This window comes from Micromonospora sp. WMMA1976, assembly GCF_027497335.1.
GTDB classification, from domain to species: Bacteria; Actinomycetota; Actinomycetes; order Mycobacteriales; family Micromonosporaceae; genus Micromonospora; species Micromonospora aurantiaca.
Map to the genome: position 1 here is coordinate 5,220,789 of NZ_CP114912.1, position 18,230 is coordinate 5,239,018.

An 18,230-nucleotide genomic window follows, 5' to 3' on the forward strand; every position below is an offset into this window, starting at 1 on the left:
ACGCCGGGCCTCACATCGTCGCCGTGACCTTCTTCAAGCCGCGCGGCGCGTCCGGGTCCTCGCCCCGGGCCAGCGCCAGGGACAGCGCGAGCCGTTGCAGCGGCAGGATGTCGAGCAGCGGCGCGTACCGCTCGTCGACCTCGGGCACCGCCATCCGGGTCTCGCCGACCTCGGCGGAGCCGACCACGACCACGTCGGCGCGGCGCTCGCCGAGGCGGGGCAGCACCTCACGCATGGACGTGCCGCCGGGGCCGGAGCCGACCACGGCGAGCACCGGGACGTCCGGGTCGGTCATGGCGAGCGGGCCGTGCAGCAGGTCGGCGCCGGAGAAGGCGAGCGCCGGGAGGTACGAGGTCTCCATCAGCTTCAGCGCCGCCTCCCGGGCGGTCGGGTACGCGTACCCCCGGCCGGTGGTGACGAGCTGGGCGGCGAACCGGTAGCGCGGGGCGAGCCGGGCCGGGGTGTCGTCGGCGAGCGTCTGCGCGGCCAGCTCGGGCAGGCGGCTCAGGGCGGCGTGCTCCTCGGCGGGCAGCACACCGTCGCCGGCGCGTACGCCCTCGATCAGCATGAGCAGCGCGAGCAGCTCGGCGGTGTAGGTCTTGGTGGCGGCGACGGCGCGTTCGTGGCCGGCGGCGATGTCGACGCTCAGCTCGGCGGTCTCCACCAGCGGCGAGCCGGGGTTGTTGGTGACCGCGAGGGTGAGCGCGCCGGAGGCGCGGGCCACCCGCAGCACCTCGGCCAGGTCGGGTGAGCCGCCGCTCTGGCTGACGCCGACGACGAGCGCGTCGGAGAGGTCGGGCCGGGCGCCGAAGACGGTGATCGCGCTCGGGGAGGCCAGCCCGGCGGGCAGGCCGAGGCGGATCTCGGTCAGGTAGGCCGCGTAGAGCGCGGCGTGGTCGGAGGTGCCCCGGGCGGTGAAGACGACGTGCCGGGGGCGCCGTTGCGCGACGACGGCCGCCACCTCGGCGATGGCCGCCGCGTGCTCGGTGGAGAGCAGACGCTCGTAACCGGCCGGCTGCTCGTCGATGTCGGCGGCCATTCCGGCCCCTGCTCGCGTCACTCCAGAACCTCCTTCTGCGCGTTTCCCGCGCGTTCGATGCTCAGTCTTGCACGTTTGAGCAGCCTCAATCAACGCAACGAGCAGGAGTGCGCAGTGGATCACTAATTGACGGAAGATCCCCTAGGCTTGCCCGGCTGACGACCGACCCGACCGGCGAGAGGACGACGTGCCCGAGGACGACGCCGCGCTCTCCGCGGAGGAGGAACTCGCACTGGCCCGGCTGGCGCTGGGCGAGGGAGACCTGCGGCACGCCGCCGACCACGTGGCCGCCGCGCTGGTCCGCTCCCCCACGCTGCCCGAGGCGCACGAGACGCTCGCCCGGCTCAACGCGGCCAGCGGCGGAGACCTGGACCTCTTCCCGCTCGGTCAGCAGGCGTTCGTCGGCGCCGTGGTGGCCCGCGCGCACCTGCTCGCCGCCGCCGGCCGCCCCGCCGAAGGGCTCGACCTGCTCGCCGCCGCCACCGGCTACGCGCCCACCGCGCCCTGGGCCGCCGTGCCCTGGGTGACCGCCGCCGACCTGCCGGAACGCCTCGACCCCGAGCGCACCGCCCGGATCCTCATGCAGGTCTGCGCGGCGGCACCGGACCCCGCGCCGCGCCGGCTGCGCGAGCCGCTCGCGCCGTACCTCACGCTGGCCCGCAACGCGATCACCGTCCATCCGGCCCATCCGCTGCTGCTGGGCGCGGCGTCCGCGCTGGCCCGGCGCCTCGGCGAGGTCACCCTCGCCGTCACCTGGGCCACCCGGGGGGTACGCGCACAGCCCACCAAACTCGGCGAGGTGTGGCTCGGGTACGCGTACCGCAGCGCCGGCCGGACCGCCGACGCGCTCGCCGCACTGGAACGCGCTGTCGCGCTCGACCCCGACGACCTCGCCGTCTACGCGGACATCGCCGGCACGCTGGCCGACAACGGCCGGCTCGACGCGGCGCTGGGCTGGATCGACCGGGCGCTGGCGAAGGACCCCGCGTTCGACTGCGCGGTGCACACCGCGCACCGGCTGCGCTACCTGCGCGACGGCGACGTGGACCACCTGGTGGCGCTCGCCGACTTCGTCCGCGACCACCCGGACGACACGCACGAGCACGGTGACCTCGCCGAGTGCTGCCGGGGGCGCCCCTGGCTCGGGCAGGTGACCCCGGCGGGTGACGACACCCCGCCCCCCGACGGTCCCGCTCCCTCGGCGGCGGCGGTACGGCGGCTCCAGCAGCTCGCGCACCCGGCGTGGGCGCATCCGCCGGCCGCGTACGACGCCGCGGTCGGGCTGGCCACACTGGACCTCGCCGACCTGCTCGCTCTGCTGGCACACCCGCCGGAGGCGCCGCCCACAGCGCTGGGCCGGGTGCTCGGCGGGCAGGATCCGGCACTGTGGACACGCTGCGCGCAGGTCTGGGCCTGCCTCGGCCTGCTGCACCACCGCACCGACGAGCCGTGGGAGCTGTCGACCCGGCGTCGGGTGCTGGGGGAACTGGCCGCCGGCGATCCCGGACCGGCCGCCGAGGCGGCACTGTTCGCCCTGGTCACCGCCGCCTGGGTGCACCCGGACACGCGCGCCGACGTGGCCGCGCTGGTGGCCGGGCGGATCGTCGAGGTGGCCGCCGGGCCGATCCGGCGTACCCCGGTGGCGGTGTCGCTGGCGTACCTGGCGCGGGCCACCCCGGCCCTCGACCCGGCGGCACGCGCCACCGCCGGGCGGCTGATCGCCGACGCCGAGGGAGGTCCGCTGCGGCGTCTCTGGCGACGCCTCACCGCCCTGTTCCGCAGAGGCTGAGCGCCGGGGCCCATTTCCTGCCCGATCCCCGGCCCCCACCACCCAGCCGAGCGCCGCCACTTCGCCGAAGTGGCGCGATCAACTCACCCCCGCCCCAGCCACTTCCCCGACCTGGCGGCAGCGATCGGCAAGCACGACCCACCCCGCCCCGCGCACCGGTTCCCGGGGTCGGGCCTTGGTGCACCAGGCACCCGTAGGCCGCCACCTCGCCGAAGTGGCGCCATCAACTCGCCTTCGACCCAGCCACCTCCCCGAACTGGCGGCCGCCCCGCGCCGACCACGGGCCCAGGGCCAGCGCGCACCGGCCCCCAGGACCGGGGTGCCCCGCCAGCTCGGGGAAGTGGCGCGATCTACTCGCCCCGGACCCCGCCACCTCCCCGAACTGGCGGGCAGCGGGGCGGAAGCACCGGGCACCGGGGCACCGGGGCGCCTCACTGGAGTGGGTACGCGGCGGCCCCGCGTCCCCCTGGGGTGGGGTGGCGGGGCCGCGACGGTGGGTCAGGCGACGGGGGCCTTGCCGAGCGCGGCCTCGGCCTCGTCCTCCGGGGTGGTGCCAGCCGGCGGTACGTCGTTCGTCGCGCGCAGCGGCACCTCCTTGATGAACCAGGCGAGCACCGGTACGGCCACCGTGAAGACGACGGCCCAGAAGAAGACGTGCGAGATGGCGTCGGAGAGGCCGCCGAGCACCGCCTCCCGCATCGGGCCGGTGAGCTTCTTGAGCGCCTCCAGGTCCATCGCGCCGCCCTCGCCGCCGGAGCCCGCGAACGCGGCACCGGCGGCCGAGTCGGCCAGGCGGTTGGCGAAGATCGCGCCGAAGAGGGAGACGCCGAACGAGCCGCCGATGGACCGGAAGAAGGTGGCCGCGCCGCTGGCCGCGCCGAGGTCCTTCTGTTCCACGCTGTTCTGCGCGATCAGCATCGAGGTCTGCATGAGGAAGCCCATGCCGACGCCGAGCACGACCATGTAGAGGGAGGACTGCGCCTTGCCGGTGTCCACGTCCAGCAGGCTGAGCAGCCCCATCCCGGCAACCATCACCACGCCGCCGACGATCGGGAAAGCGCGGTAGCGGCCGGTCTTGGTGATGGTCCGGCCGACCACGAGCGACACCACGAGCATGCCGAACATCAGCGGGAGCAGCAGCAGGCCGCTGTTCGTGGCCGACGCCCCCTGCACGGTCTGCTGGTAGAGCGGCAGGAAGTTCATCGCGCCGAACATGGCGAAGCCGAGCAGGAACCCGATCACCGAGATCAGCGCGAAGTTGCGGTTGGCGAACAGACTCAGCGGCAGGATCGGCTCCGGCACGCGCCGCTCCACCACCGCGAACGCGGCGAGGGCGAGCGCCGCCAGCACGGCGAGGCCGAGGATCTGCGGCGAGATCCAGTCGTACTCGTTGCCGCCCCACGTGGTCACCAGCACGATCGCGGTGATGCCGACGGACAGCAGCGCCGCGCCCAACCAGTCGATCTTGTGCTCGGTGCGGTACTTCGGCAGGTGCATGGTGGTGGCGAGGACCAGCAGCGCTGCGCCGCCCAGCGGCAGGTTGACGTAGAACGCCCAGCGCCAGGAGAGGTTGTCGGTGATGAAACCGCCGACCAGCGGGCCGGCGACCATCGCGATGGCCATGATGCCGGCGATCATGCCCTGGTAGCGGCCCCGCTCGCGGGGCGGGACCAGGTCACCGATGATCGCCATGACGCCGACCATCAGGCCGCCCGCGCCGAGGCCCTGGACGGCCCGGAACGCGATCAGCTCGGTCATGCCGGTGTCGGCGCCGCCGAAGACGCCGGAGCCGGACATGCCGCAGAGCGCGGAGCCGACCAGGAACACCACCACAGCGGTGAGGAAGACCGTCTTGCGGCCGTAGAGGTCGCCGAGCTTTCCCCAGATCGGCGTCGAGACGGTGGTGCCCAGCACGTACGCGGTGACCACCCAGGTGAAGTGGTCGGCGCCGCCGAACTCGAAGACGATCCGCGGCAACGCGGTGCTGACGATCATGTTGTCGAGCATCGCGAGCATCATCGCGATCATCAGACCGAACAGGACGACCCGGACATTGGGTCTCGTGGTCACCTGGGCTGGTTGACTCATCGGTAGGCTCCCCCGCAGATCGGATGATCGACTTACTTGCCGCCCGGCTAGTTTGCTTACTAGCCGGACGGTAAGCTGGTGGCGGGCGCACGTCAAGCGGATTGGAAGGATGTCGGCCGGTGAGGGAGACCACAGGTGGCACGCGGGAGCGGATCCAGGCCGTCGCCTTGGAACTCTTCACCGAACAGGGCTACGAGAAGACGTCGCTGCGGGAGATCGCCGAGCGGCTCGGCGTGACCAAGGCGGCGCTCTACTACCACTTCAAGAGCAAGGACGAGATCGTCACCAGCCTGGTCGACGACCGGCTGCGCCGGATGGACGAGCTGATCGCCTGGGCCGCCGACCAGCCGCCCACCCTGGCGACCCGGCGCGCCCTGATCGGCCGGTACGCCGACAGCATGTTCGCCGGCGACCTGCCCCAGGTGATGCGCTTCTTCGAGCAGAACCAGACGGTGCTCAAGAGCCTGGTCGCCGGCCAGCAGATGCGGGACCGGATGATGCGGCTGGCGCACGAGCTGTGCCGGGGCGACGACTCACCCGCCGCCCAGCTCCGCGCCGCGCTCACGCTGTTCGCGGTGCACAGCAGCTGGTTCGCGGTACGCGCGCCGGGCGTCACCGACGACGAGCGCAAGCGGATCGCGCTCCAGGTGGCCGACGAGCTGCTCGCCAAGATCGGCGAGACCGGCGAGACCGGCCAGGGCTGAGCCGGTTCAGCCCGCCGCGGTCAGGTCCAGACGCAGGCCGCGCAGGTCGATGCCGGGCAGCGGCGTCCAGTCCTTCTCCGGGTACCTGACGAAGCCGAGCCGCTCGTAGAGGCGGTGTGCGCTCACCGCCATCCCGGCGCGGACACAGATCACCACGGCGGTGCAGCCCAGCTCCGTGGCGCGCGCCACGCACGCCGCCGCGAGCGCGGCGCCCGCGCCCCGGCCCTGCGCCGCCGGATCCACAGCGAGCATCCGGAACTCGGCCTCGCCCGGGCCGGCCAGTTCGGCGTACGGGGTGCCGGGCAGCACGAACGTCACCGCGCCGAGCACCTGGCCGGTGGCGTCGTCGACGGCCACCAGCACCTCGCCGGTCTCGGCGCGGCCGGCCACGTCGGCGAGCACCGGCGCGTACCCGCTCTCGTCCTTGAGCTGGCCGTCCGCCTCGTACGCGGCGACGGTCAGCCGCGCCACGACGGGGAAGTCCGCCGGCTCGGCCCGGCGCACCCGCAGGCCGGTCAACCGATCTCCGCGATCAGGTCGCCGTCCTGCACCACGTCACCCTCGTTGACGGCGAGCTTCTGCACCACGCCGTCGGACTCGGCGACCACCGGGATCTCCATCTTCATCGACTCCAGGATGACGAGGGTGTCGCCCTCGGACACCGTGTCGCCGGCCGCCACGACGACCTTCCAGACGTTCGCCACCATCTCGGCGCGGATCTCCTCGGCCATCTCGCGGCCCTCCCTCTCCCCGACAGCTCCCCGACAATCCTGCGAACGGTATCCAATCATGACGCCGGTCACGCCGGGCCGCGCACCACCGGGCCGCGATCCGCCCCGCCGCGCCCCGGCGGGCGGTGACGGCACTAGCATCGTGCGGGTCGGCCACCGGCGAGCCCGGAGGGCCACACCGCGACCTCCGCCGCGCTCCGCCGCGGACGGAACCGTGACCAGCACAAGGAGGCAGAGCATGGCGAAGAAGGCCCGCAAGAAGAAGGCCCGTAAGAAGAGCAGCGCCAACCACGGCAAGCGCCCCAACTCCTGATCATCCGATCAGGCGGCGCAGTCGCCGGACAGCGCGACGGCCCGGGTCCGTGATCGGACCCGGGCCGTCTCGCGTCGTCCGTCAGTCGGCCAGTTCGCGGGACTCGGTGGTCTCGAAGACCACCAGCTCGGTCAGCCGCAGGCGCAGCCGCTCCCGCAGCTTCTCCGGGGCCGCCTCGTTGCCGCAGCACCGGGCGACGAGCGCCTTGACCTCCTGCTCGATGCCGTACTCGCGCAGGCACGGCCCGCACTCGTCCAGGTGGTGCCGGATCAGCACCCGGCGCTCCTCGGCGCACTCCAGGTCGAGGTAGAGGTAGACCTCGGCGAGGACCTCGTGGCAGTCCGTCTCGTGCGGTTGTCCACAGCTCACGGTCACACCTCCCGGCCGGCGGCGGCGGTCGAACCCTTCTTCGACGAGGCGGCGCTGAAACCCCGCTCCGCCGCGTACTGCTCCAGCAGCTTCCGCAGATTACGTCGGCCACGGTGCAGACGGGACATCACGGTGCCGATCGGCGTGCCCATGATGTCGGCGACCTCCTTGTAGGAGAAGCCCTCGACGTCGGTCAGGTAGACGGCCAGGCGGAACTCCTCCGGCAACTGCTGGAGGGCCTCCTTGACGTCGCTGTCCGGCAGCCGGTCGAGCGCCTCCGTCTCGGCCGAGCGCAGGCCGCTGGACGTGTGCGACTCGGCTTCGGCGAGCTGCCAGTCGGTGATCTCCTCGGTCGGCGCCTGGATGGGCTGGCGCTGCCGCTTGCGGTAGGTGTTGATGTAGGTGTTGGTCAGGATCCGGTAGAGCCAGGCCTTCAGGTTCGTGCCCTGCTCGAACTGGTGGAAGGCGGCGTACGCCTTCAGGTACGTCTCCTGAACCAGGTCCTCCGCGTCCGCCGGGTTGCGGGTCATCCGCAGCCCGGCAGCGTAGAGCTGATCGACGAAGGGCATCGCGTCCCGCTCGAAGCGGGCCCTGCGCTCGTCCGTCTTCTCGGTGGTCAACCGCACATCCCCTCGCGTCGGATGCTTTCCCGCCGAGGATACGCGTACCCACTTACCGGCAGATTCACTTCCGGACTGTGTGCCGGTGCTCACGACCGACGCCGCCGCGGGCCACTCCGGCGCGTCGAGCAGCCGCCGGAGCTGGCGCTCGTCCCGTTCGTCCCGTTCCCGGCTCCGTGTCTCGATCGGCACCGGTCACCCCCCTCGCGATGGCTCTGTCGTCGTCCAAGGGAAGTAACGCGAGTTGTGGGGCGTGGCATTCCTCCGGTCCCACCCGATCCTGGTCCCGGCCTCGGCCGCGACCGACGCTGGGACCAGGAAGGGCCTGGGAGGGTGGCCCCGGCGCGCCCGAACCGGGCGGCCGGCACCAACCGGTGCAACGACCCGCCGTGGCGGACGGTCACGGCGCGCGCCGCCCGGTCAGGACGACCACCCGTGTACGCGCAGCCAGTCCCGCACCACGGCGGCCGTACCGGCCGGATCGCGGCGCAGGTCGTGGCGCTCCCCCGGCCGGACCACCACCTCGATCCCGGGGCCGGGCTCGGGCACGCCGAACGGGTCCCGGTCGCCGTTGACGACGAGCGTGGGCAGCCCGGTGAGCAGTTCCCCGGCCCGGGAGCGCTCCGGCCGGCCCGGCGGGTGCAGCGGGAACGCCAGCGCCACCACGCCGGCCGCCCCGACGGCGGCGGCGGTACGGCAGGCCACCCGGGCGCCGCTGGACCGGCCGCCGACCACCCAGTGGCGCACCAGCGGGGCACGGCGGCGCAGGTCGGCCAGCACCGCCGTCCACGCCTCGTCGAGGTGCCCGGCGGGGGCGGGCGCGCGTCGCCCGGCGACCCGGTACGGCTGGGTCACAAGGGCCACCCCGGCCCCGGCGGCGAGCAGCGCGTCCCGCACCGCGGTCAGGTCGGGCGCGTCCACGTCGCCGCCGGCGCCGTGCCCGAGCACCAGCACAGTGGTGGCGTCGGCGGGTGTGTCGAAGCGGAGCCGGGCGGGTCCGCGTGGGGTGTCGATCTCGTCGTCGTGCCGCACCGGCCCATTCTGCGCGGACCGGCGCGCCCGCCGGTGGTCCGGCGCGGAAACGCCGACGTCGCCCGCGGCCTGCCGGAGCGGGCCACGGGCGACGTCGGGATCAGCTCAGCGGAACCAGCGTGAGCAGGCGGTCGCGCACCGGCGGACCGGCGTCGTCGAGTGCGTCCGGATCCGGCTGCACCTCGCTGCGCCAGGCCACCAGCATGGCGCGCCGCTCACGCGGCGTGGTGCCGCCCCAGACGCCGTGGCAGTCGCCCACCTCGAGCGCCCAGGCCAGGCAGGAGCCCTGGACGTCGCAGGTGCGGCAGAGCGCCACCGCCGCGTCGGCCGGTTCGTTCGGTGCCGGAAAGAACGTCTCCGGATCGACGTTCTGACAGGTGCCCCTGGTGCGCCACGCGTCGTCCTGGCGTCGTTCGCTCAGCGCCCGCAGCAGTCGCGGATCGCGCCGTGCGGCGGCTACCTCGTGCGGACGCGGCATACGTGCCCGTGTCAATACACCCACCTCCCCCGTGGGAACCGGCGTAGATCTCTCCACAAGATCGATGGGTGTCATCCGCCCCGTGCGAACAGACGCCCATCGCCGGCGCTGTGTTCTATCGCATTCGAATACGTAAGGACAAGGGTCTTCAATGAAACTGACTGAACGTCCGGGCGACTTTTCCGGCCCAACCCCGGCAAACGGGGCGCGCAAATGTGGCGGAGCGTGATCAGAACAGTGTCGGTCCGGCGGCCGTCCCGACGCCCGCCGGAGCCACCGCGGCGACCAGCTCCGGACCGTCGTTGCGGACGTCGCCGACGGCCCGGGACACGGGCCGGATCTCCAGCCCGGCGAGCAGGCCGGCGTCCGGCGGCGCGAGCAGTTCCGCCGGCTCCTCGGCCGGGCCGAGCCACTCCGCCCAGCGCTCCGGCGACAGCAGCAGCGGCATCCGGTCGTGCACCTCGGCCAGCTCGCCGACCGCAGCGGTGGTGAGCACGCTGAACGTGAGCCGGGCCGCACCGGCCGACTCCCAGACCGACCAGATGCCGGCGAAGGCCAGGATCGAGCCGTCCCGCGGGGTCATGAAGTAGGGCTGGCGCCCGCCGTCGGCGAGGCGGACCCACTCGTACCACCCGTCGGCGGGGACCAGGCAGCGACGGCGGGCGAAGGACGGCGCGTACGCCCGGCTGGTGGCGACCGTCTCGGCCCGCGCGTTGATCATGCGGGCGGCCCCGGCGGCGCTGCGCGACCACTGCGGGAGCAGGCCCCAGCGGCCGAGGGAGAGCAGCCGGTGCCCCTCCGGGGCGAGCCGGACCAGCGGCACCGGGTCGGTCGGCGCGACGTTGTAGTCCGGCGTCACCCCGCCGGTCTCGTCGGCCGACTCGAACAGCGCGCTCAGGTCGGCGGCGCTCCGGGTCGTGGCGTACCTCCCGCACATGGCGCCCACGCTAGCCGCATCCGGACGTTCCGGCTGTCCCGCCCAACGGGAGCAGCGGCGCCGGACGGTTCCACCAGGCCGTGAGCTTGGCAGAATGTAACGGTGAGCAATCCGACCGCGACGCGTCCGCCGCAGCAGTGGACCGCGCCGACCGCGAGCGACCCGGTCGCCGCGACGCTGCGCCTGCCCGGCTCCAAGTCGATGACCGCCCGGGCCCTGGTGCTCGCCGCGCTCGCCGGCGGGCCGTCGACACTCGCCCGGCCGCTGCGCGCCCGGGACACCGAACTGATGGCCGGTGGCCTGCGCGCACTCGGCGCCCACATGTCGATCTCGGACGACGACCGCTGGCTGGTCCGCCCCTACCCGCTGGCCGGCCCGGCGCACGTCGACGTCGGCCTGGCCGGCACCGTGATGCGCTTCCTGCCCCCGGTGGCCGGGCTGGCCGCCGGGCGGGTCACGTTCGACGGCGACCCGCACGCCCGGACCCGGCCGCTCGGGCCGCTGATCGGCGCGCTGCGCACGCTCGGCGTCCGCATCGACGCGCCACCGGCCGGCAGCCTGCCGCTCGTCGTCCTCGGTGCGGGCCGGGTTACCGGCGGCGACGTGGTGATCGACGCCTCCGCGTCCAGCCAGCTCGTCTCCGGGCTGCTGCTCGCCGCGCCCCGCTTCGACAGGGGCGTCGTGGTCCGGCACGAGGGGCCGCCGGTGCCGTCCGCGCCGCACGTGCGGATGACGGTGCAGATGCTGCGCGCGGCCGGCGCCGCCGTGGACGACACCACGCCCGACGTGTGGACGGTCGAGCCGGGCCCGCTGTCCGGGCGCGGCTGGGAGATCGAGCCGGACCTGTCCGGCGCCGCGCCGTTCTTCGCCGCCGCGCTGGTCACCGGCGGCGAGGTGACGCTGCAGGGCTGGCCGCGCAGCAGCCTCCAGCCGGTCGAGCGGCTCCGGGAGCTGCTGCACCGGATGGGCGGCGAGGTGAGCCTCGGCACCGACGGCCTGACCGTGCGGGGCACCGGCACGGTGCGCGGGATAGACGCCGACCTCTCCGACGTCGGCGAGCTGACCCCGGTGCTGGCCGCGCTCACGCTGCTCGCCGACGGTCCGTCCCGGCTCACCGGCATCGGCCACATCCGGGGCCACGAGACCGACCGGGTCACCGCGCTCGCGAAGGAGTTCACCGCGCTCGGCGCGGACATCACCGAGACCCGCGACGGGCTGGACATCCGGCCCCGACCGCTGCGCGGCGGGACGTTCCGCACGTACGCCGACCACCGGATGGCGCACGCGGCGGCGGTGGCCGGGCTGGCCGTCCCCGGCATCGAGGTCGACGACGTGGCGTGCACCTCCAAGACCATGCCGGAGTTCCCGGCACTATGGTCGGGGATGGTGACCGGCAAGAACTGACAGCGGGGGGACGTCCTGGCGACGAAGCGGCGCGAGTACGACGAGGACGACGTCCGGGTCCGGCCGGGCCGGTCGTCGCGCCCGCGAACGCGCACCCGGCCCCGGCACGCCGACGCCGTCGACGGGTTCGTCATCGCCGTCGACCGGGGCCGCTACACCTGCGTGCTCCCCGGAGCCGGGCCGGACGCGCCGCTCGTGACCGCCATGCGCGCCCGTGAGCTGGGACGCAAGTCGGTTGTGGTGGGCGACCGGGTGGGTCTGGTCGGGGACACCTCCGGTGCGCCGGGCGCGCTGGCCCGGATCGTGCGCATCGCCGAGCGGACCTCGGTGCTTCGGCGTACCGCCGACGACGACGAGACCACCGCCGAGGGGCGGCTGGAACGGGTGGTGGTCGCCAACGCCGACCAGCTGGTGATCGTCAGCGCGCTCGCCGACCCGCCGCCGCGTACCGGGTTCATCGACCGCTGCCTGGTGGCCGCGTACGACGCCGACATCGAGCCGCTGCTCTGCCTCACCAAGGCCGACCTGGCCGGTCCGGAGGCGGTGCTCGGCTACTACACCGAGCTGGAACTGCCGTACGTGCTGATCCGCCCGGACTCCGACCTGGCCGCGCTGCGGGCGCTGCTCGCCGGCCGGGTCTCGGTGATGGTGGGTCACTCCGGCGTGGGCAAGTCGACGCTCGTCAACCGCCTCGTCCCGGACGCCGAGCGGGCGGTGGGCACGGTCAGTGCGATCGGCCGGGGCCGGCACACCTCGACCAGCGCGGTGGCGTTGCGGCTGCCCGCCGAGCCCGGCGCCGACGGCGACACCGGCTGGATCGTCGACACCCCGGGGGTACGCAGCTTCGGGCTGGCCCACGTGTCCGCCGAGAGCCTGCTGCACGGCTTCCCGGATCTGGTCGAGGCGACGGTGGACTGCCCGGCCAACTGCCCGCACACCGCCGACGAGGCGGACTGCGCGCTCGACGCCTGGGTGGCCGCCGGGAAGGCGGACGCGCGCCGGCTCGCCTCGTACCGCCGGTTGCTGGCCTCCCGCAGCGGCGAGGGCGACCCGCGCGAGCCGGAGCGCAACCCCGGCGATCCGCTCGCCGGGTCCTGACCGGCGCGCCGGCGGCGACCCGCCGTCGCCGGCCGGGCCGCCGCCACTAGCGTGTCCGTCATGACCGGGTACGCCGACGACCTCGCCCTCGCCCACCTGCTCGCCGACGCCGCGGACGCCGTCTCCTCGGCCCGGTTCCGCGCGCTCGACCTGCGCGTCGAGTCCAAGCCGGACCTGACCCCGGTCTCCGACGCGGACACCGCCGTGGAGCGGGAGATCCGCGCGCTGCTGGCCGCCCACCGTCCCGGTGACGGCCTGCTCGGTGAGGAGTACGGCGAGCAGCCGCCGGCCGGTCCCGACGGGCGGCGCTGGGTGATCGACCCGATCGACGGCACGAAGAACTTCGTCCGGGGCGTACCGGTCTGGGCCACGCTGATCGCGCTGCTGGAGCACGACCGGCCGGTGCTCGGCCTGGTCTCCGCCCCGGCGCTGGGCCGCCGCTGGTGGGGCGCGCTCGGTGCGGGCGCGTTCGCCGGCACCGGCCCGGCGGACGGCACGCCGATCCGGGTCTCCGGCGTGACGGCGCTCGGTGACGCGAGCTTCTGCTACTCGTCGCTGACCGGGTGGGAGCAGGCCGGGCGGCTGGACGCGGTGCTCCAGCTCATGCGCGACACCTGGCGCAGCCGCGCGTACGGCGACTTCTACGGCTACATGCTGCTGGCCGAGGGTGCACTGGACGTGATGGTGGAGCCGGAGCTGTCGCTGTGGGACATCGCCGCGCTGGTCCCGATCGTCACCGAGGCGGGCGGAGTCGTCACGGATCTGGCCGGGCGGCCCGCGCCGGCCGGCGCCGACTCCGCCGACATCAGCGCCGTGGCCAGCAACGGCGCGCTGCACGACGACATCCTGGCCCGGCTCGGCCGTCCAGCCGAGCGCTGACCCCGGGGGAGCCTCTATCCTCGCCAGGTGGTTTCCTCCGGTTGGTGCTTCCTGGCGGCGATGATCATCGCGTACGGCTTCGCCAACCTCCTCCAGTCGGTCGCGGCCGCGCGGACCACCGTGCACCACACGTTCGACCCCGGGCTGCTGCTGCGCCTGGCCGGGCACCGGACGTACCTGATCGGCCTGACCTGCCAGGTCGTCGGCTTCGTGCTGGCCTTCCTGGCCCGCCGTGACCTGCCGTTGTTCCTGGTCCAGGCCAGCGTGGCGGCCGGGCTCGGGGTGACCGCCGTCCTCGGCGTGCTGGTGCTCAAGTGGCGGCTGCCGGCGGCCGAGGTGGTGCTGCTGGTGCTGCTGTTCGCCGGCATCACCGCGCTCGTGCTCTCCGCCCAGCCGGCGCCGTCACGGCAGCTCGGCACCGCCGGGCTGGTCGGCCTGGCGGTGGCGGTGCTGGCGATCGCCGCCTCCGGCTTCTTCGCCGCCCGGCTGCACGGCGCGCTCGGGTCGGTGGTGCTCGGCTCGCTGGCCGGGATGGCGTTCTCCGCCGCGGCGGTCGCGGCCCGCCCGCTCGCCTCGGCCGGATCGGTGGAGGCATTCGTCCGCGACCCGCTGCTCTACCTGCTGATCGTCCACTCGCTGATCGGCCAGCTGCTGCTCGGGCTGGCCATGCAGCGCGGTTCGACCACGGCGGCGGTCGCGGCGATGGACGCCGCCGGCGCGGTACCCGCCGCGATCGTCGGTCTGCTGCTGCTCAACGACAAGATCTGGCCCGGCCGGGAGTGGCTGGCCGGACTCGGCTTCCTGGTGACGCTCGCGGCGGTGGTCGGCCTGACCCGGTATGCCGAACCGCAGCACCACCACGCCGGCGCCCGCCAGAAGGCGATGGTGGGCGCCGCGATGGTGCCGGTTCAGGCGGCCTCGACCGGCCCGCGTTCGGAGACGACCACCTCGACCGGCGGCGTCGCCTCGACCGGCGTCGGCTCGATCGGCGTGGCCGGGCGGCGCCGTCCGATCACCCGCTCGTAGAGGCGCTCCAGCGCGGCGGCGGTCCGTTCCCAGGTGTAGCTGCACCGGACCCGGTCCACCGCGGCGTGCCCGTACGCGAACCGTCCGGCGTTGTCGGACAGCAGTCGGCGCAGCGTGACCCCGAGCGTGCGGACGTCACCCGGCGGCACCAGCTTGCCGGTCACCTCGTCCACCACCGCGTCGGCGATGCCGCCCATGGCGTAGCCGACCACCGGCACGCCGCAGGCCATCGCCTCCAGCGACACCCGCCCGGCCGACGCGTAGTGCGGGGTGCAGGCCACCACGTCGGCGGAGCGGTACCAGGTGGCCATCTGGTCGTGCGGCACCGCGCCGACCAGCTTCACCTGCTCCGCCACGCCCGCCCGCTCGGCCAGCTCGCGCAGCCGGCGTGCCTCGGCGTGCCCGTCCAGCCGCTCGGGCGGCGGACCGCCGGCGATCACCAGTTCCGCGTCACCGACCAGCCGCATCGCCCGGATCAGGTCGTCCTGGCCGTGTCCGGGCGCGAGCCCGCCGACGGAGAGGATCCGGGCCCGCTGGTCGCGGGGCGCCGCCTCGCCGTCCGGGTGGAACTGGCCGGTGTCCACGCCGGTCGGCACCATCGCCACCGACGTACGTTGCAGGCCCATCCGGGTCAGCTCGTCGACCTCGTCGTTGCACTGGGCCACCGCCACGTCCACGGCCCGGGTCAGCGCCCGCTCCAGCGGGATGCGCTCCCCCGGCCCGGTGTACTCGCGGCCGAGATGCCGCAGCTGCTCCACGCCGAGCGAGTGGAACGTCTGCACCACCGGGATGTCCGTGGCACGGACCGCGTGCGCGGCGGCCAGCCCGCCGACCCAGTAGTGCCCGTGCACCACGTCGGGGGTCCAGTCCCCGGCCCACTGCCCGGCCAGCCAGCGGCCGTACTCGGCGACGAACGGGACCAGCTCGGCGGTGGAGAGCATGTCGGGCGGCCCGACCGGGACACGTTCCACCCGGTAGCCGTCGAGTTCGGTCAGGGCGGGCTGGGCGGACGCGGCACGGCGCTCGTAGACGCGGACGTCATGGCCCCGGGCGGCGAGCTCCGCCGCCACGCGCGCAATGTGCTCCTGCGTCCCGACGGTGGGACCGTCGGTGGACGAGCCGGCGTGCGCGCATACAAGGCCGACGCGCATGGTGCACCTCCATGCGTTTCTCGCGAGCGGGGTCTCCGGTCAGAGCGTCCCATTAACCCAGGTCCGGTGCGCCCAAACCTGACAGATCGGGGTCACCCGGCCAGTGCGTCCCGTGGGCGGGACAGCCGACCGATGCCGATCACCGGCGAAAACGGTCGGCATGACCGCCCCGGCCCGGGGTACCGACGGGGAATGCCGCTGACCCGCAGCCTCTCCGACGCCACAGTCGTCATCACCGGCGCCTCCAGCGGGATCGGCGCGGCCACCGCGTACGCGCTGGCCCGCCGGGGCGCCGACGTGGTGCTGGCCGCCCGGACCGAGTCCGCGCTGCGCCGGGTCGAGTCGTTCTGCCGGGAACTGGGCGGACGGGCCCTGGTGGTGCCCACCGACGTGACCGACCCGGAGGCGGTGGAGCGGCTGGCGACGCGGGCGGTGGCCGAGTTCGGCCGGATCGACGCCTGGATCAACAATGCGGCGGTGGGCACCGTGGGGCTGTTCGACGAGATCCCGGTGGCCGAGTTCCGCCGGGTGGTGGACGTGAACCTGCTCGGCACCGTGTACGGGACGCGGGCCGCGCTGCCCTGGCTCGACGCGGCCGGCGGCGGGGTGCTCGTCAACAACGCCTCGGTGCTGGCCGAGGTGGCGATGCCGTACCAGTCGGCGTACAACGCGACGAAGCACGCGATCCGAGGACTCGCCGACACCGTGCGGCAGGAGCTGCGGGTGACCGGCCGGGGGAACATCTCGATCTGCACCGTGCTGCCCGCCACCATCGACACGCCGTTCTTCCGGCACGCCGCCAACCACTCCGGCCGGGAGCTGACCCCGCCGCCGCCGGTGTACCCGCCGGAGATGGTCGCCGAGACGATCGTCAAGTTGCTGCGCCGGCCTCGGCGCGAGGCGTACGCGGGCGGCGCGGCCCGGCTGATCGGGCTCCAGTGGCGGCTCGCCCCGGCGCTGGCCGAACGCGTGCTGGGCTGGTACACCGCGCGCACCCAGTTCGGCCCCGGCGTACGCGCCGACTCGACCGGCGCGGTCTTCACGCCGGACGCGGCGGCGGAGCGGACCGACGGGTGGTCCGGCCGGCGCAGTCAGGTGCTCCGGCTGAGCGCGGCCGTCGGGCTGGCCGCCGGCACCGCTGTCGGCACGGTGGCGGCGCTCAGCCGCCGGTCGCGGGCCGGCCGGCCGTGAGTCCCGCCGACCGGACCGGTGCGCGGGCTCGGACCGAGGTGCACAATGGGGCGATCATGCCGACGGATGCACGTTGCCTGGTGGAGACCGACGACTCCTCGCCGACGGTCCGGCTGACCGGGGTGCTCGACCGGTCCGAGGTGGAGGCCGTCCGGGACGCGCTGCTCGCCCGGCTGTGGCGGCAGCCCGGGGTGCTGCTCGTGGACCTGTCCGGGGTGCGGATCCCCGATCCGATGGCACGCACCGCCCTGGACGAGATCTGCCGGGCGGTGGACGACTGGCCCGCCGCGCGGCTGCTGCTCGACCCGGACGGGCCGCCACCGGACGCCGCGCCCGAGCCGCTCGACGCCGAGCTGCCCCCGGTGGTCGAGGCCGCCCGGGAGGCGCGCGTGCTGGTGGCCGGCGGCTGCGCCAGGTGGGGACTGCCGGAGCTGACCGAGCCGGCCTGCATCGCGGTCACCGAGATGGTCAACAACGTGGTGGCGCACGCGGTCACGCCGATGACGCTCCGGCTGGCCCCGCGCGGCGGCGCGCTGCACGTCGCGGTCCGGGACCACTCGACCGGGCGGCCCGCGTACGGCGGTCCGGCGCCGGTTGACTCGGTGGGCGGGCGGGGGCTGCTGCTCATTGACACGGTGGCCCGGCGCTGGGGCAGCACGGCACTGCCCGACGGCAAGGTGGTGTGGTGTGTGCTGTACGCCGAGGACGAGGCGGCGTACCGCAACTGAGGTGCTTTTCGCACCGTTTCTCCTGATCCACCCGGCCGGTCGCGGTTAGGGCGGGGAGCGCAGTGGGTAGTTCCCGGGCATGCGCGACGACGAGTACCCCACCCCCGTGTCCGATCCCGAGGCGGCGGGCCTGCCCGACACCGCCGACGACGACTCCACCGCGAACGACGATGTGCTGACCGGACGCGAGGCGGACGGCCCCGAGCCGGCCCAGCTCCCCGGTGACCGCACGCCGGTCGCCGTGGACCAGTTCGGCACCACGGCGGAGGAGCAGCTCGACGGCGAGTCGCTGGACTACAAGCTCCAGCGCGAGCAGTACGAGCGCCCCGCCGACGACCCGCTCGCCGGCCCGGTCGACCCGGACATCGCCGCCGAGGCGGACAGCGAGGAGGCCGCCGCGCAGGCCCAGCTCGACGCCGACGTGATCGACCCGGGCCCGGTCTCGGACCCGCACTCCCCGGTCTCCGTGTATGACCACGGCCAGCTCGGCACCGTCGCCGACCACCAGGTGGGCCGGTTGGTCGAGCCGGACGAGGGCGCACACACCGACCAGGAGACCGACAACGTCGCCTACGACGCCGGCGCGGCCGGTGGCGGGGCCAGCGCGGAGGAGCTGGCGGTGCACGAGACCCGGCCGCCGGAGGCGCACTGAC

The 18,230-nt window shown here is 74.3% G+C and carries 19 protein-coding genes; 9 read left to right on the forward strand and 10 right to left on the reverse strand.

Features of this window, described 5'->3' with window-relative positions; translation table 11 throughout:
* Positions 1-10: 10 nt before the first annotated feature.
* Positions 11-1,039 (reverse strand): SIS domain-containing protein, encoded by a 1,029-nt coding sequence (locus tag O7546_RS23940; protein ID WP_281601182.1) that lies wholly within the window; start codon positions 1,037-1,039, stop codon positions 11-13.
* A gap of 187 nt (positions 1,040-1,226) precedes the next feature.
* On the opposite strand from O7546_RS23940, the gene O7546_RS23945 reads away from it, so the two are divergent.
* On the forward strand, positions 1,227-2,828 hold the full coding sequence (locus O7546_RS23945) for a tetratricopeptide repeat protein (RefSeq protein WP_281600067.1): 1,602 nt from the start codon (positions 1,227-1,229) through the stop codon (positions 2,826-2,828).
* A 498-nt stretch (positions 2,829-3,326) separates the two neighbouring features.
* Here O7546_RS23945 and O7546_RS23950 read toward each other — a convergent pair whose 3' ends face one another.
* On the reverse strand, positions 3,327-4,916 hold the full coding sequence (locus O7546_RS23950; RefSeq protein ID WP_194800498.1) for an MDR family MFS transporter: 1,590 nt from the start codon (positions 4,914-4,916) through the stop codon (positions 3,327-3,329).
* A 119-nt stretch (positions 4,917-5,035) separates the two neighbouring features.
* On the opposite strand from O7546_RS23950, the gene O7546_RS23955 reads away from it, so the two are divergent.
* Positions 5,036-5,620, forward strand: coding sequence for a TetR/AcrR family transcriptional regulator (locus O7546_RS23955; RefSeq protein ID WP_281600068.1), 585 nt, complete (start codon positions 5,036-5,038; stop codon positions 5,618-5,620).
* A 6-nt stretch (positions 5,621-5,626) separates the two neighbouring features.
* Here the strand turns inward: O7546_RS23955 and O7546_RS23960 are convergent, their stop codons facing one another.
* From O7546_RS23960 to O7546_RS23990, 7 genes are all read right to left on the reverse strand, one after another.
* A complete protein-coding gene (locus O7546_RS23960) occupies positions 5,627-6,139 on the reverse strand; it encodes a GNAT family N-acetyltransferase (protein WP_194800496.1) in 513 nt (170 codons plus the stop codon).
* The gene (locus O7546_RS23965; protein ID WP_135241895.1) at positions 6,136-6,351 is read right to left on the reverse strand and encodes a biotin/lipoyl-binding carrier protein; all 216 of its coding nucleotides are present in this window, start codon (positions 6,349-6,351) and stop codon (positions 6,136-6,138) included. The genes O7546_RS23960 and O7546_RS23965 overlap by 4 nt, the downstream gene beginning before the upstream one ends.
* 394 nt (positions 6,352-6,745) lie before the next feature.
* A complete protein-coding gene (rsrA, locus tag O7546_RS23970; protein ID WP_135241896.1) occupies positions 6,746-7,033 on the reverse strand; it encodes a mycothiol system anti-sigma-R factor in 288 nt (95 codons plus the stop codon).
* Between the two features lie 2 nt (positions 7,034-7,035).
* On the reverse strand, positions 7,036-7,845 hold the full coding sequence (locus O7546_RS23975; RefSeq protein ID WP_194800495.1) for a sigma-70 family RNA polymerase sigma factor: 810 nt from the start codon (positions 7,843-7,845) through the stop codon (positions 7,036-7,038).
* Between the two features lie 228 nt (positions 7,846-8,073).
* Positions 8,074-8,685 (reverse strand): alpha/beta family hydrolase, encoded by a 612-nt coding sequence (locus tag O7546_RS23980; protein WP_281600069.1) that lies wholly within the window; start codon positions 8,683-8,685, stop codon positions 8,074-8,076.
* A 100-nt stretch (positions 8,686-8,785) separates the two neighbouring features.
* Complete coding sequence (locus tag O7546_RS23985) at positions 8,786-9,178, reverse strand: WhiB family transcriptional regulator (RefSeq protein WP_013288375.1); 393 nt, start codon at positions 9,176-9,178, stop codon at positions 8,786-8,788.
* Positions 9,179-9,392: 214 nt separating this feature from the next.
* The gene (locus O7546_RS23990; protein WP_194800493.1) at positions 9,393-10,100 is read right to left on the reverse strand and encodes an SOS response-associated peptidase; all 708 of its coding nucleotides are present in this window, start codon (positions 10,098-10,100) and stop codon (positions 9,393-9,395) included.
* A 102-nt stretch (positions 10,101-10,202) separates the two neighbouring features.
* Between O7546_RS23990 and aroA the strand changes: the two genes are divergently transcribed.
* The 4 genes from aroA to O7546_RS24010 all read left to right on the forward strand — a co-directional run bounded on the left by aroA (position 10,203) and on the right by O7546_RS24010 (position 14,507).
* Positions 10,203-11,504, forward strand: coding sequence for a 3-phosphoshikimate 1-carboxyvinyltransferase (aroA, locus tag O7546_RS23995; RefSeq protein ID WP_194800492.1), 1,302 nt, complete (start codon positions 10,203-10,205; stop codon positions 11,502-11,504).
* Positions 11,505-11,666: 162 nt separating this feature from the next.
* The gene (rsgA, locus tag O7546_RS24000; protein WP_269697612.1) at positions 11,667-12,602 is read left to right on the forward strand and encodes a ribosome small subunit-dependent GTPase A; all 936 of its coding nucleotides are present in this window, start codon (positions 11,667-11,669) and stop codon (positions 12,600-12,602) included.
* 60 nt (positions 12,603-12,662) lie between these two features.
* Positions 12,663-13,481, forward strand: coding sequence for a histidinol-phosphatase (hisN, locus tag O7546_RS24005; RefSeq protein ID WP_194800491.1), 819 nt, complete (start codon positions 12,663-12,665; stop codon positions 13,479-13,481).
* A 60-nt stretch (positions 13,482-13,541) separates the two neighbouring features.
* Positions 13,542-14,507 carry a hypothetical protein gene (locus O7546_RS24010; RefSeq protein WP_194800718.1) on the forward strand — a complete coding sequence of 322 codons (966 nt, stop codon included), beginning with the start codon at positions 13,542-13,544 and terminating at the stop codon, positions 14,505-14,507.
* Here the strand turns inward: O7546_RS24010 and O7546_RS24015 are convergent.
* The gene (locus O7546_RS24015) at positions 14,390-15,658 is read right to left on the reverse strand and encodes a glycosyltransferase (protein WP_194800490.1); all 1,269 of its coding nucleotides are present in this window, start codon (positions 15,656-15,658) and stop codon (positions 14,390-14,392) included. The genes O7546_RS24010 and O7546_RS24015 overlap by 118 nt on opposite strands.
* A gap of 192 nt (positions 15,659-15,850) precedes the next feature.
* Here O7546_RS24015 and O7546_RS24020 point away from each other — a divergent pair, with 192 nt between their 5' ends.
* From O7546_RS24020 to O7546_RS24030, 3 genes are all read left to right on the forward strand, one after another.
* Positions 15,851-16,849, forward strand: a complete 999-nt coding sequence (locus tag O7546_RS24020) for an SDR family oxidoreductase (protein ID WP_281600070.1) — start codon at positions 15,851-15,853, stop codon at positions 16,847-16,849.
* Positions 16,850-16,905: 56 nt separating this feature from the next.
* Complete coding sequence (locus O7546_RS24025) at positions 16,906-17,577, forward strand: ATP-binding protein (RefSeq protein WP_194800488.1); 672 nt, start codon at positions 16,906-16,908, stop codon at positions 17,575-17,577.
* Between the two features lie 79 nt (positions 17,578-17,656).
* Entirely contained in the window at positions 17,657-18,229 is a 573-nt protein-coding gene (locus O7546_RS24030; protein ID WP_194800487.1) for a DUF5709 domain-containing protein, read from the forward strand.
* Position 18,230 lies beyond the last annotated feature (1 nt).